The following is a 12,549-nucleotide window of genomic DNA, read 5'->3' as shown; positions in this document are numbered from 1 at the left end:
CCCCGGCGCCGATTGCTTGGTTTCTGAAGCCTTCTCGTGGGGCTACGAACTAGGACATATCAATGGCCACTACCCTGCATGTCGACGTCGTCTCGGCCGAGGAATCGATCTTCTCGGGCGAGGCGACCTTCGTCGCGCTGCCGGGCGAGCTCGGCGAGCTCGGCATCTACCCGCGCCACACGCCGCTGATCACGCGCATCAAGCCGGGCGCGGTGCGCATCAAGCGCGCCGACAACAACGAGGAAGAGTTCGTCTTCGTCGCCGGCGGCATCCTCGAGGTGCAGCCCGACACGGTGACCGTGCTCGCCGACACCGCGATTCGCGGCCACGACCTCGACGAAGCCAAGGCCAACGAGGCCAAGCGGCAGGCCGAGGAAGCGATGAAGAACGCCAAGAGCGACATCGACTTCGCAAAGGCGCAAGGCGAGTTCGCGGCGATGGCGGCGCAGATCGCGGCGCTGCGCAAGTACCGCAGGAAGTGACCGGGCAGCCATCCCGCTCGAACCCGCCCGGCGCAGGCCCGGCGGGTTTCTTCTTTTCCGGGGTGACCGTTCGCGGCGGCCTGCGCGGGCATCGCGGCGTCGCTCGCTGACCGCACGACGATGCCTTTCGAAGACGCCCTGTTGCGCCAGTGGCTGACGCTGCACGGCGTCGTGGTCGCGATCGCGCTCGTCTTCTACGTCACCGTGTCGCGTGCGTTTCCTCAACGCCGCGACCCCTCGGCCGCGGTGGGCTGGGTGATCGCGCTCGCGCTGCTGCCGTACCTGGCGTTGCCGCTCTTCGTGATGTTCGGCAGCCGCAAGCTCCTGCTGCGCGACCCGCCGCCGCCGCGCGGGGCGGCCGTCGCGGGCGCCGACGATGGCGCGCTGCCGGCGCTCTGGGCGCAGCGCCTCGGCCGCGCGATGGGGCTTGCCGATGCCACCGGCTACGAGCGGCTCTCGGTGCACGCCGACGGCGCCGCGGCGCTGCGCGCGCTGCACGAGGTGATCGCGTCGGCCGAACGAACCCTCGACGTGAGCACGTTCATCCTGGCCCAGGACCGCGTCGGCGAGCCGGTGATCGATGCGCTCAAGGCACGCGCGCGGGCCGGCGTGCGCACGCGCTTGCTGATCGACGGCATCGGTGCGTTGCTCGGCGGCCGCGTCGACGTCGCGGGCCTGCGGGCGGCGGGTGTCGAGGTGGTCAAGTTCGTGCCGCCGTTCCGGTCGATCCTGCGCGGCCGCGCCAACCTGCGCAACCACCGAAAGCTCGTGATCGCCGACTCGCGGCGCTTCTGGTGCGGCGGTCGCAACCTCGCCGCCCCCTACTTCGAACTGCCGTCGGCCGGGCGGCCTCTCGCCCGGCCGGCCGACAGCGGCTGGCACGACCTCAGCTTCGACTGCGCGGGGCCTCTCGCGGCCGACGCACGGCGCCTGTTCGACCTCGACTGGGCCTACGCGACGCGCGCGCCGCTGGGGCCGCGCAGCCCGCTGCTGGGCGCCGGAGCGCCCGCGCATGCGCGCGCGGCAGCGCCGGCCATTCCGGCCGCCGCGACCGCGCTCGCGTCCGTATCGCCGATGGCGGCCGCCACAGCACTGACAGCGCCCCCGCAAAGCGACCTTGCGCCGCCGCCGGAGGGCGACCGCGCGGCTGCGCCGCTCGCCCAGCTGGTGCCGAGCGGTCCGGACCAGGTCGACGACACGGTCCAGGTGCTGCTGGTCTCGGGCGCGTTCATCGCGCGCCGACGCATCGTCGCGGTGACCCCCTATTTCGTTCCCGACGCCGGGCTGCAGCAGGCGCTCACGCTCGCCGCGCGGCGCGGCGTCGAGATCGATCTGGTGCTGCCCGCGCGCTCGAACCACCGCCTCGCGGACCTCGCGCGCAACCGGCCGCTGCGCGAGCTGCACGCCGCCGGCGCCAGGGTATGGCTGACGCCGCACATGGTGCACGCCAAGGCAGTGGTCATCGACGACGAGATCGCGCTCGTCGGCTCGGCCAATCTCGACGCGCGCAGCCTGTTCCTCAACTACGAGCTGATGGTCGCGTTCTACGAGTCGCGTGACATCGGCCGCTTCGCCGACTGGATCGAGCGCGAGCGGGCCGCCGCGCGGCCCTACGTGGCCAAGGCGCCCGGGCTGCTGCGCGACCTCGCCGAGGGCCTCGTGATCTGGCTCGCATTCCAGCTCTGAGCTGCGGGCTCAGCGCCGCAGGACGCCGCTGCCGAGCAGCCAGGCGAGCAGCGAGAACGAGCCGAACGCCAGCACCGTCGACGCCATGATGATCCGCGCGACGCGGCCGTTGTCGGCACCGTAGCGCTCGGCGAGCAGCGACACGTTGCTCGCGCTCGGCAAGGCGGCGGCGAGCACCAGCGCCGTCATGCCGGAGCGGCTGACCGGGGCGCCGGTGGCGACCGCGATGTGCCCCACCACGAACACCACCAGCGGGTGGACGAACAGCTTGATCAGCGCGACCGGCAGGTAGTGGCGCGGTGGGGTGCGGGTATGGGCGTGGCGGCCGGCGCGCCACAGCACCGCGCCGATCGTGAACAGCGCCACCGGCGTCGCCGAGTCGGCGAGCATGAAGACGACGCGCTCGACCGGGCCGACGAGGCGCTGCCCCGTCGCCGCCGCCACCGCGCCGAGCGCGATCGCGTACGGCAGCGGGTTGGCCGCCGCCCCGCGCAGCGCACGTGCCGCCGAGTGCAGCAGCGACGTCTCCATGTGGCCGCCATGCACGCGTGCCTGCGCGAGCGCGAGGCACACCGTGCTGGTCAGCACCAGGTCGATCAGGAGGGTGCTGATCACCGGCCCCGCCGCATACGCGCCGAGCAGCTCGAGGAGCAGCGGCACCCCCATGAAGCCGCTGTTCGGAAACGCGGCCACCAGCGCGCCGAACGCGGCATCGGTCATGCCAACGCCGCCGGGGCGCCCGGCGCGCCGAAGCGTCAGCACGATCGTGAGCGCGATCACGCAGAGCGCGCTCACCGCCCAGATCGCGATCAGCAGCGGGTCGATCAGCTGGCGGATCGGCAGGCTCGAGCCGAAGCGGAACAGCATGCACGGCAGCGCGAAGTACAGCACGTAGGCGTTGAGGCCCGGAACCGCCGCGTCGGGCAGCAGCTCGCGCCGGGCCGCCACGTATCCGAGAAGAACCAGTGCGAAGAACGGAACGGTGACGGCGAGGGTCGCTTGCATGCGGGCGCGAGTATCGCAAGGGCTCGCCGCCGGCGCTGGCAGGGCCGCCGAGGGCGCGAGCGGTCGTGGCCCGAATCCCGCTTGGACCGACGGGGCGCGGCCCGCCGGCCGCCGCTACAGTCTCGCTTTTCCCCATCGATGGAGCCTTGATGCCCTCGTCCAAGCCCGGCCGCATTCGCCGCTGGTTCGGCGCCCTCTGGTGGTTCCTCGATGCCGGCCGACGCGTCGCGTTCACGCTGCTGTTCTGGCTGATCGTGCTCCTGATCCTGATCGGCCTGGTGCAGGGCGGCCCGCCGGCGCTCGCCGACCGGACCGCGCTGGTGCTCGATCTCGAGGGTCCGATCTCGGAGCAGACCATCGGCAACGTGCGCTCGACCGCGCTCGACCAGCTGCGCGGCGGGCGCGTCAAGAGCGTGCGGCTGCGCGACGTGCTGGAGGTGCTCGATCGCGCCGCGGCCGACCCGAAGATCGCCCGTGTCGTGCTGCTGCTCGACGAGATGCAGGGCACCGGGCTTGCGTCGCTGCACGAGATCGGCGCCGCGATCGATCGCTTCAAGTCGACGGGCAAGCAGGTCGTCGCGTGGGGATCGGGCTACGACCAGCGCCAGTACTACCTGGCCGCGCGCGCCAACGAGGTCTACATGCATCCGATGGGCGCTCTCAGGCTCGAGGGCTACGGACGGCACCGCAACTACTACCGCGACGCGCTCGACAAGCTCGGCATCAGCGTCAACCTGTTGCGCGTGGGCACGTACAAGAACGCCGCCGAGCCGTTCGTCGCGAGCCAGCCGTCACCCGAGTCGCTCGAGGCCGATGCCGCGCTCTACGGCTCGATGTGGACGATCTACACCGCCGACGTCGAGCGCGCGCGGCGCCTGCCGGCAGGGGCGATCGCGCGCTCGATCGAGGAGGCGCCCGAGCGCCTGATGTCGGCCGGCGGCGATCAGGGCAGGGCCGCGCTTGCCGACAAGCTCGTCGACGGCCTCAAGACGCGCGACGAGCTCGGCGCGCTGATGCGCGAGCGCGGCGCGGCCGACGCGCAAGGCAAGACCTTCGCCCAGGTCTCGTTCGAGTCGTACCTGGCGCGCATCAAGCCGGCGGTCGGCGGCGATGCGGTCGGCGTGGTCGTCGCCGAGGGCGACATCGTCGACGGCAGCGCGCCGGCCGGCACGATCGGGGGCCTGTCGACCTCGGCGCTGATTCGTCAGGCGCGCGACGACCGCTCGATCAAGGCGCTGGTGCTGCGCGTCAATTCGCCGGGCGGCAGCGTGTTCGGCTCCGAGCTGGTGCGCCGCGAGCTCGAGCTGACGCGGCGCGCCGGCAAGCCGGTGGTGGTGTCGATGGGCGACGTCGCTGCGTCGGGCGGCTACTGGATCTCGACCGCGTCCGACGAGGTGATCGCCGACCCCGGTACGATCACCGGCTCGATCGGCGTGTTTGCGCTGCTGCCGACCGCCGAGCGCGCGTTCGACCGGCTCGGCATCCAGCGCGCCGGCGTCACCACCACGTGGCTGCGCGACGCGGGCGATCCGCGCCTGCCGCTCGACCCCCGCTACGCGGCGCTGGTGCAGACCACGATCGACCACGTGTACGCCGAGTTCGTCGGCAAGGTCGCGGCGGCGCGAAAGAGCACGCCGGCCGCCATCGACACGGTCGCGCAGGGCCGCGTCTGGACCGGTGCGCAGGCCAAGGAGCGCGGCCTCGTCGACCGCCTCGGCGGCCTCAGCGACGCCCTGCGCGCCGCCGCGCAGCGCGCCAAGCTGCCGGCCGACGCCCGCGTCACCTGGATCGAGCGCGAGCCCGGCAAGCTGGCGCGCGCGCTCAGCCTGCTCAACGGCGGCATCGCCGAGCTCGTCGGCGGCCCGCTGGGGCCGCTGTTCGGCGCCGAGACGATCGCGCCGGCGGCGGCGCGCGAGGTCGTGCGCGACCTCGGCTGGCTCGGCGAGTTGACCGAGCAGCGCAAGGCCTACAGCGCGGTCACGCACTGCCTGTGCGGGCCATGACCGGCGGCTGAGCCGACGTGGACGCTGCGGCCCGCGCGCAGCCGCCGGAACGCGGCGTCGGCGGCGCGGCCGACGCCAGCGAGGTCGACGTCGTCATCGTCGGCGCCGGGCTCTCGGGCATCGGCGCCGCCGCGCATCTGCAGGACCGCTGCCCCGACGAGCGCTTCGTCATCCTCGAAGCGCGCGATGCGATCGGCGGCACCTGGGACCTCTTCCGCTATCCGGGCATCCGCTCGGACTCGGACATGCACACGCTCGGCTACGCGTTCCGGCCGTGGCCCGACGCCACTGCGATCGCCGACGGTGCATCGATCCGCCGCTACATCGTCGACACCGCCGCCGAGCGCGGCATCGATCGCGCGATCCGCTTCGGCCATCGCGTGGTGCGTGCCGACTGGAGCTCGGCGCGCCAGCGCTGGACGCTCGCGGTCGAGCGCGCGAACGGGCCACCCATCGAGATCGCCTGCCGCTTCGTCTGGTTCTGCAGCGGCTACTACCTCTACGACCGCGCGCACCGGCCGCATTTCGCGGGCGAGGAGCGCTTCGACGGGCGCTGGGTGCACCCGCAGTTCTGGCCCGACGACCTCGACCTCGCGGGCCGGCGCGTCGTCGTCATCGGCAGCGGCGCGACCGCGGTGACGCTGGTCCCGGAGCTCGCCAGGCATGCCGCGCACGTGACCATGCTGCAGCGCTCGCCGACCTGGATCATCGCCCTGCCCTCGCGTGACCGCATCGCCGAGCGCCTGCGCCGCGTTCTTCCTGCGGGCCTCGCCTATCGGTTGGTGCGTGCGAAGAACGTGCTGCTCGGCATGCTGTTCTTTCGTCTGGCGCGGCGCTGGCCGGCGGCGATCGGCCGTCGCCTCGTCGCGGAGGTGCAGCGCCGGCTGCCGGGTCACGACGTCGCGACGCACTTCACGCCGCGCTACGGTCCGTGGGATCAGCGCCTGTGCGTGGCGCCCGACGGCGACCTGTTCGCCGCGATCCGGAGCGGCCGCGCCGACGTCGTGACCGACCGCATCGAATCGGTCGGCGAGAAGGACATCCGGCTGGCGTCCGGGCGCTCGCTCGAGGCCGACGTCATCGTGACGGCGACCGGTCTCGAGCTCGAGGTGCTCGGCGGCGTCGGCGTCTCGATCGACGGTCGGATGATCGATCCCGCGTCGACCGTCGCCTACAAGGGGACGCTGTTCAGCGGCGTGCCCAACCTCGCGTTGACGTTCGGCTACACCAACGCGTCATGGACGCTGAAGGCGGACCTCAGCGCGCGTTACGTGTGCCGGCTGCTGCGTCACATGCGCCGCCATGGCCTCGCGAGCGCACGCCCGCGCATCGATGCGAACGTCGAGACACGACCGTTTCTCGACCTCACGTCGGGTTACGTGCAGCGCGCGCTCGATCGCCTGCCGCGGCAGGGCAGCAAGCCGCCGTGGCGGCTCCATCAGAACGTGCTGCGCGATGCGCTGATGCTGCGCGGGCGCATCGACGACGGCACGCTGGAGTTCGAACGCGACTCCCAACCCGCCAGGCGCTGACGCCCTGCGGCGGCGATCGCCTGGGGCCGGACGGCGCGAAGGCGATGGGGGAGGCAGCAACGCTGCCGGTTTCGCGAAGCGGTCGGCAACGCACGTCGTGCGTGACGAGCGTGCTCCGCCAGTGACGACGCGAGGCGCCTGACGGCACCTCGCGCGTTCAGCGCTCGTTCATGCGACGCGCAGGTCGTCGAGCGACTTGCCGCTCGCGAGCGCCTGCTTCAGCCATCCCGGCTGCGGGCCGCGACCGCTCCAGTTGTTGCTGCCATCGCTGAAACGGGTGGTCGACGCGCCACGGGCCGCCTTGCGGCCGGCGCGCTTGCCGGCTGCCTTGCGCGGTGCCGCCGCTTCGTCGCCGCCGCCGCTGCGCGACGTGAGGAAGTCCTCGAGCGACTTGCCGCCGGCGATCGCGTCGCGCAGCCACCTGGGGCGCGGACCCATGCCGCCCCACACGTTGCCGGCGCCGTCGCTGTACTTCGGCTGACGGCCGGCACGCGCGCCGCTTCCCTTGCTCGCCGCGCCGCTCGCGCGCTGGCGCCGCGGACCGAAAAGGTCTTCCGCGGTGATGCCGTAGGCGTCGATCGCCGCATTGATCTTCTCGATCACTTCGCTGACTTCGCGCTTGCGGAGTTGTTCGGCTTCGGCTCTGAGTGCCTCGATTTGCTTCGTGATCTGGGCGTACGTCTTGGGCATCTAAGTCCTATGGGAAAAAGAACGAAAGGACCATAAGTCTAATTGCGTCGGCGTGACACGTCCGAAGACGGGGAGATCGGGTCCAATTGCGCATGGAACCTGTTTATCTGGACTTGCGCGGCGAGCACATCGCACTCGACGCATTGCTCAAGGCCTGCGGCATCGCATCGTCGGGCGGCAATGCGAAAGCGCTTATCGCTGCGGGCGAGGTGATGGTCAATGGCGAGGTCGAAATGCGCCGCGGCCGAAAGCTGCGCGTCGGCGACGACGTTCGAAGTGGGCCGCACCTCGTGCGGGTGCGCGCCGCTGCATAGCGGGCGCGAGCGTGCGGCATCGGCCGATCGACGAAGGTTGCAATCAGCGTCGATCGGTGTCGATGGATGTCGTGTCGACCGCCGCGGCACGCGGGGGACCCAGCGACGAAAGGTCGGGCTGCGACGGGCTGCCCGGCAACCGCGCCAACTGTGCCTCGATCGCAGCCTGGGCGCGCTGCGCGACATCGTCCCACGCGTGATGCCGAACGGCATCGTCGAGCGCGGCGTTGCGGCGCTCGCGTGCGGCCGGCGCTTCGGCCAGCAGGGCGCGGCACGTCGCAATGAACGCGTCGCGGTCCGTACAGGTCGCCACGGCATTGCCAAGCGTTGCCACGGCGTTCGTCGCGACGATCGGCTTGCCGGCCGCGGCGAACTCGAGCGCCTCGATCGGCTCGCCGCGCCGCGCGCCTACGCCCTGCTCGAACGGCAGCAGGCAGACGTCCCATCCGTCGACGAGTGCCGCCAGCACGTCGTCGGGCTGCGCGCCGAGCCAGTGCAGGTTCGGGCGCCGCGGCAACGCTGCGGGCGCCGCTTTCGTGATTGGTCCGACCATTACCACGTGCCGTGACGGGTCGGCGTCGGCAAGCGCCGCGACCAGGTCGAGATCGATGCGCTCGTCGACCAGCCCGGCAAAGCCGAGACGCGGCCGACCGATGCGCTGCTCGATCGCATCGAGCGCGCCGCTGTCGTGCACCGCGCGGCTGCCGCCACGCCATGACGCGGCGTCGACGCCGTTCGGCAGCGCGACCGCATCCGGCCGCGTGGGCGCGACCTCGACGTGCCGGCCGGGCCCGGCGAAGACCAGGTCGGCGCGTGCCAGCAGCGCCGCTTCGTGGCGTTGCATCGGCTCGCCTTGGGCGAGCGCCGCCACGTCGATCGCGTCGTAGATCAGCGTGCGCGGGCGCAGCGCGTCGACGAGCGGCAGTGCGAGCGGCGTCGTCACCCAGACGATCGGCTCGGCGACCGCATGCGTGGCGACGTACCTGGCGAGCAGGTCGCGCAGCACCGGCAACTGCGCGTCGGCCCAGCCGGGCGCCTCGACCGGGGTCAGCGGGCGCAGCAGCTCGACGCCCGTGCAGGGCGAGCCGCGCTGCACGCAGGGCGGGACCGCCGCGTGCGCCGGCGGGTCGATCCACACCACCTGGTAGTGCTCCGCCAGGCGGGCCAGCAGGTGGTGCGCACGCTGGCGCGGCAGGTTCCACGGCCAATGCGAGAGCACCAGCAGGTGCGGCATCGCGCGCGCCGCGATCGGCGCGGCGGGCAGCCGCCGTTGCGCGCGCCGGATCGACTTGGCGAAGCCGAGGTTGAGGCGCCGGCGCAGCGGCGTCGGCGATTCGGGCGGGTCGACGTCCCAGACGCCGCTCCGATGCCAGTGCTGGTCGTTGCTCCAGTCCGGGCGGTCGACCACCGGGTAGAGGCAGATGCCGTGCACCGGCACGCCCATGCGGCGCGCGCGCTCGACCGCCGCCGACGCCTCGTCGATCCACTGGGCGCGGCCGACCCCGACGTGGCTGGTCTCGGTGACGACGAGCGGGCGCCGGTAGCGCTTCCACGCCGACTGCAGCAGCGACTCGAACGGCAGCCGGCGCGGGTCGCGCAGGTGCCACTGGAGGCGTGCGCCGGTCTCGATCTCCCACTGACCGTCGTGGTAGTAGTTGACGCCGAGCAGGTCGAGCGTGTCGGGATGCCCGCCGAGTTCGGGCATCAGCCGTCCGGCGTGCATGTCCCACGACTGCCACTGGTGGGTGTCGGCCTCCTCGGCGCGCGCACTGAGCTCGAGCGCGTGCTGCGGCGCGACCTGGCGCACGATCGGCTCGACGTGCAGGATGCGCGCGCCGGGGTCCTCGGCGCGGATCGCGGCGATCGCGCGCAGCGATGCCTGCACCAGGTGGCGCTTGACCATGACGCCGACCCGCCCGGGCGGCTCTCCGGGCTTGCGGCGGCGCTCCGACTCGCGCCGGTAGGGGTGGAACAGCTCGGTGTCCGCCACCGCCCACGCATAGAAGCTGATCTCGTTGATCGGCGTGTAGACGGCCGGCTCGGCGCTGCTGCCGCGCAGCGCGCGCGCCGCGGCCGCCGCGTACTCGCCCATGCGGTCGACGAAGCCCGGCTCGTAGACGTCGACGTCGTCCGGACGCCCGTAGTGCATCAACGTCCAGAGGATCTGCACGCCGTGGCGCGCGGCGGCGTCGGCCATGCGCAGGGCGCGCGAGAAGTCGAAGCGCTGGCGGGGCGGCGCGCCGGAGCGCTCGGCGAGGCGCCAGCCGATGCTCTCGCGCACCGTGCGCAGGCCGATGCGCGCGAGGCGCCGGTAGTCGTCGTCGAGCTGCGCCAGGTGGCCGTTGCCCCGAACCATGTCGAGCGGAACGCCGAGCCCGTTGATGTGGTCGGCGCCTTCGAAGCCGCCCATCCAGAACGACCGGAACGGGGCGGCCGCGTCGGCGAGCGGACGCGCGTCGACGGGCGCGGGATGCGAGTGCGCCCTCGCGCGGCCGGTCCCTCCCTCAGCCACGCCTGGCGTGGGCCGCGGCGAGCCGCTCCCGGTTGGCCACGAACTCGGCGGCGAAGCGGGCGAGCGCGTCGTCGAGCGCCGGCATCAGCGAGACGCGCTCGCTGGCGAGCACGCTGTAGCGCGGGCGCGGGGCGGCCAGCGCGAGCTGCGCGTTCGCACACGGGCGCAGGCTCCTCGTATCGACGTCGGCGCGTTGCGCCGCGGCGCGCGCGAGCTCGGCCCAGCTCATGTCGCCTACGTTGACGAGGTGGACGATGCCGCTCTCGCCGTCGACCAGCAGATCGAGGCAGGTGTTGACCAGGTCGGGCACGTAGGTGGGTGCGACGCGCACGTCGTCGGCGGCCGCGAACGCCTTGCCGTCGGCGAGGGCCGTGAGCGCGTGGACGAGGAAGTTGTGGCCGTCCCAGGGCCCGAAGAAGGCGCTGGTGCGCACCACCAGCGCGCCGGGGTGGCGCGCCAGCACCGCCGCTTCGGCTTCGGCCTTGCTGCGGCCGTAGACGTTGAGCGGCGCCGGCGTGTCGCTCTCGACGTACGGCGTGGCTTTGCGGCCGTCGAACACCTGATCGCTCGAGAACGTGACGAGCGCGATGCCGGCGTCGGCGCAGCATTCGGCGAGCACGCGCGGGCCGGTCGTGTTCTCGCGGAAGCACCGGTCAGCCTCGGCCTCGGCGTCGTCGATCCGCACATAGCCGCTCGTGTTGACGATCGCCCACGGCTGGTGGCGCGCGATCGCCGCCATCACCGAGGCAGGGTCGGCGATGTCCATCGCCGCCCGATCGAGGACCCGGAACGCCAGGTTGCGCTGCACGCAGAGGCGCGCGAACGCCTGGCCGAGCGTGCCGTTCGCGCCGCTGACGAGGATCGGCGTCCGCTGATCCGCCGGCACCGGATGGCGATACATCGCCAGCGGCGTCACCACGGTCTCGACGCGCACCGGCTTGCAGACGAAGCGATCCGGCCGGCGCCACCAGCCCTCGCCCTGCAGCACCGGGTGCCGGGGCGGCTGGCCGGTCGCGAGTTCCCGGATCAGGCGCGCAAGCCCGGTCGGCCGCGGCAGCGGCGCGCGCAGGTCGAACGGACCGGGTTCGTAGTAGCCGCGGCAGGCGCCGACCAGGCAATTCCAGTCGAACGAGCCGAGCAGCGCCCATGCAGTGACCGCACGCACGTCGATGCCGGCCTCGCGCGCCTGCTCGGCGGCGCGCCAGATCTCGAGCAGCCAGCGCATCTGGTCCTCGCGGCGCGCGTCGAGGTGCGCCTCGGTGATCGCGATCGGCAGCCCGTAGCGCTGCCAGCATTCGTCGAGCAGCCGGCCGATGCCGAGCGGCGGCGTCGCGACCGCGCGCACCGCCTCGACGTCGATGAAGCCGACGCCGTCGCGCTCGCCCGCGGGGCGGCCCTCGCACTCGCCGGGGCGGTCGAGCCAGCGCTCGCTCGTCACGTAGTAGTTGATGCCGATCACGTCCGGCGGGCACGGGTTCTCGGCGAACCACCGCAGGTCGGCTTCGCTCGCGCCCGCGCGGACGAGGTAGTCCCAGAGCGGGTGCTCGGGGCCGACCTTGCCGCACAGCAGGTCCCACGAGAGCCAGCGCCGCTGGTTGTAGAACTCGACGGTCGAAGCCAGTTCGGCGATGCCCCAGGTCTTGCCCAGGTCGTCGGTCTGGATCAGCTTCGCCCCGGGGTTGACGCGGCGGATCGCGCGCATGGCGAGCACGGTGCCGCGGCACTCGTTCAGCACCGCGGCGACGAAGGCGCGGTCGTCCTTCAGGTGCGGGTGCCAGATGCCGTAGAGCGCGCTGAAGCGGGCGGTCGTCAGCGGCTCGTTGACCGGCGTCCAGTGCTCGACCCACGGGAAGCGCTCGGCCACCGCGCCGGCGAATTCGGCCAGGCCGTCGGCAAAGCCCGGGTCGAGGAGGTTGGTGTGGCGCGGGCCGCTGCCGTGATGCACGAGCCCGAGGATGGGAGTGATGCCGAGCGCACGCAGGGCCGGAACGCGGGCGTCCGCCCACGACCAGTCGGCACTGGCGAGGCCATTCGGCGCGGTGCGCTCCCAAAGCACCGGGTAGCGGATCGTGCGGATGCCGAGCGACGCGAAACGCGGCAGGTCGTCGTCACGGGTGGCGTGGCCGTTGCGTTCGAGCTGATCGAGGTAGGTGTCGTTGACGCGGTTGACGGTGCACTCGAGGCCGCCCCACATCTCGAGCTCGCCGGCAACGGCGCTCGATCGTCGGCGGTGGTCGTCGCCACGCGCGGTGGGTGTGGTGCGGGGTGCGCGGTCGTCGGGCGCGCGGTGCGATGGGTTGGACATCAGGGTGACTCGAGGCCGGA

The 12,549-nt window shown here is 72.6% G+C and carries 9 protein-coding genes; 5 read left to right on the top strand and 4 right to left on the bottom strand.

All coding sequences use genetic code 11. From position 1 onward, the window contains the following. Window positions 1-62: 62 nt before the first annotated feature. Both HQN59_RS00160 and HQN59_RS00155 read left to right on the top strand, forming a co-directional pair. Entirely contained in the window at window positions 63-482 is a 420-nt protein-coding gene (locus tag HQN59_RS00160) for a F0F1 ATP synthase subunit epsilon (protein WP_176064891.1), read from the top strand. Between the two features lie 120 nt (window positions 483-602). Continuing rightward, entirely contained in the window at window positions 603-2,168 is a 1,566-nt protein-coding gene (locus tag HQN59_RS00155; protein WP_176064890.1) for a phospholipase D-like domain-containing protein, read from the top strand. Window positions 2,169-2,177: 9 nt separating this feature from the next. Here HQN59_RS00155 and HQN59_RS00150 read toward each other — a convergent pair whose 3' ends face one another. After that, window positions 2,178-3,173: an AEC family transporter gene (locus HQN59_RS00150; protein ID WP_176064888.1), complete on the bottom strand. Its 996-nt coding sequence runs from the start codon at window positions 3,171-3,173 to the stop codon at window positions 2,178-2,180. 149 nt (window positions 3,174-3,322) lie between these two features. Here HQN59_RS00150 and sppA point away from each other — a divergent pair, with 149 nt between their 5' ends. Together sppA and HQN59_RS00140 are read left to right on the top strand one after the other, a co-directional pair. Then, entirely contained in the window at window positions 3,323-5,176 is a 1,854-nt protein-coding gene (gene sppA, locus HQN59_RS00145) for a signal peptide peptidase SppA (RefSeq protein WP_176064886.1), read from the top strand. Window positions 5,177-5,193: 17 nt separating this feature from the next. Further along, window positions 5,194-6,708 (top strand): NAD(P)-binding protein, encoded by a 1,515-nt coding sequence (locus tag HQN59_RS00140; protein ID WP_176064884.1) that lies wholly within the window; start codon window positions 5,194-5,196, stop codon window positions 6,706-6,708. 168 nt (window positions 6,709-6,876) lie between these two features. Here HQN59_RS00140 and HQN59_RS25870 read toward each other — a convergent pair whose 3' ends face one another. After that, the gene (locus tag HQN59_RS25870; protein WP_246294617.1) at window positions 6,877-7,398 is read right to left on the bottom strand and encodes an H-NS family nucleoid-associated regulatory protein; all 522 of its coding nucleotides are present in this window, start codon (window positions 7,396-7,398) and stop codon (window positions 6,877-6,879) included. Window positions 7,399-7,490: 92 nt separating this feature from the next. Here HQN59_RS25870 and HQN59_RS00130 point away from each other — a divergent pair, with 92 nt between their 5' ends. Next, on the top strand, window positions 7,491-7,712 hold the full coding sequence (locus HQN59_RS00130; RefSeq protein WP_176066196.1) for an RNA-binding S4 domain-containing protein: 222 nt from the start codon (window positions 7,491-7,493) through the stop codon (window positions 7,710-7,712). 43 nt (window positions 7,713-7,755) lie between these two features. Here the strand turns inward: HQN59_RS00130 and HQN59_RS26705 are convergent, their stop codons facing one another. Next, window positions 7,756-10,224, bottom strand: coding sequence for a glycosyltransferase (locus HQN59_RS26705; RefSeq protein WP_176064882.1), 2,469 nt, complete (start codon window positions 10,222-10,224; stop codon window positions 7,756-7,758). Further along, on the bottom strand, window positions 10,217-12,529 hold the full coding sequence (locus HQN59_RS00120) for a sugar nucleotide-binding protein (protein ID WP_176064880.1): 2,313 nt from the start codon (window positions 12,527-12,529) through the stop codon (window positions 10,217-10,219). The genes HQN59_RS26705 and HQN59_RS00120 overlap by 8 nt, the downstream gene beginning before the upstream one ends. Window positions 12,530-12,549 lie beyond the last annotated feature (20 nt).

This window comes from Rhizobacter koreensis, assembly GCF_013366375.1.
Classification (GTDB): Bacteria; Pseudomonadota; Gammaproteobacteria; order Burkholderiales; family Burkholderiaceae_C; genus Schlegelella_A; species Schlegelella_A koreensis.
The sequence above is the reverse complement of the archived record's forward strand: the minus strand, read 5'-3'. Positions and strand labels throughout refer to the sequence as shown.

Bases quoted from the DNA above. Each gene is read 5' to 3' on its own strand.
- HQN59_RS00160 (WP_176064891.1), top strand. From the start codon at position 63: ATGGCCACTACCCTGCATGTCGACGTCGTCTCGGCCGAGGAATCGATC.
- HQN59_RS00155 (WP_176064890.1), top strand. From the start codon at position 603: ATGCCTTTCGAAGACGCCCTGTTGCGCCAGTGGCTGACGCTGCACGGC.
- HQN59_RS00150 (WP_176064888.1), bottom strand. From the start codon at position 3,173: ATGCAAGCGACCCTCGCCGTCACCGTTCCGTTCTTCGCACTGGTTCTT.
- sppA (WP_176064886.1), top strand. From the start codon at position 3,323: ATGCCCTCGTCCAAGCCCGGCCGCATTCGCCGCTGGTTCGGCGCCCTC.
- HQN59_RS25870 (WP_246294617.1), bottom strand. From the start codon at position 7,398: ATGCCCAAGACGTACGCCCAGATCACGAAGCAAATCGAGGCACTCAGA.
- HQN59_RS00130 (WP_176066196.1), top strand. From the start codon at position 7,491: ATGGAACCTGTTTATCTGGACTTGCGCGGCGAGCACATCGCACTCGAC.
- HQN59_RS00120 (WP_176064880.1), bottom strand. From the start codon at position 12,529: ATGTCCAACCCATCGCACCGCGCGCCCGACGACCGCGCACCCCGCACC.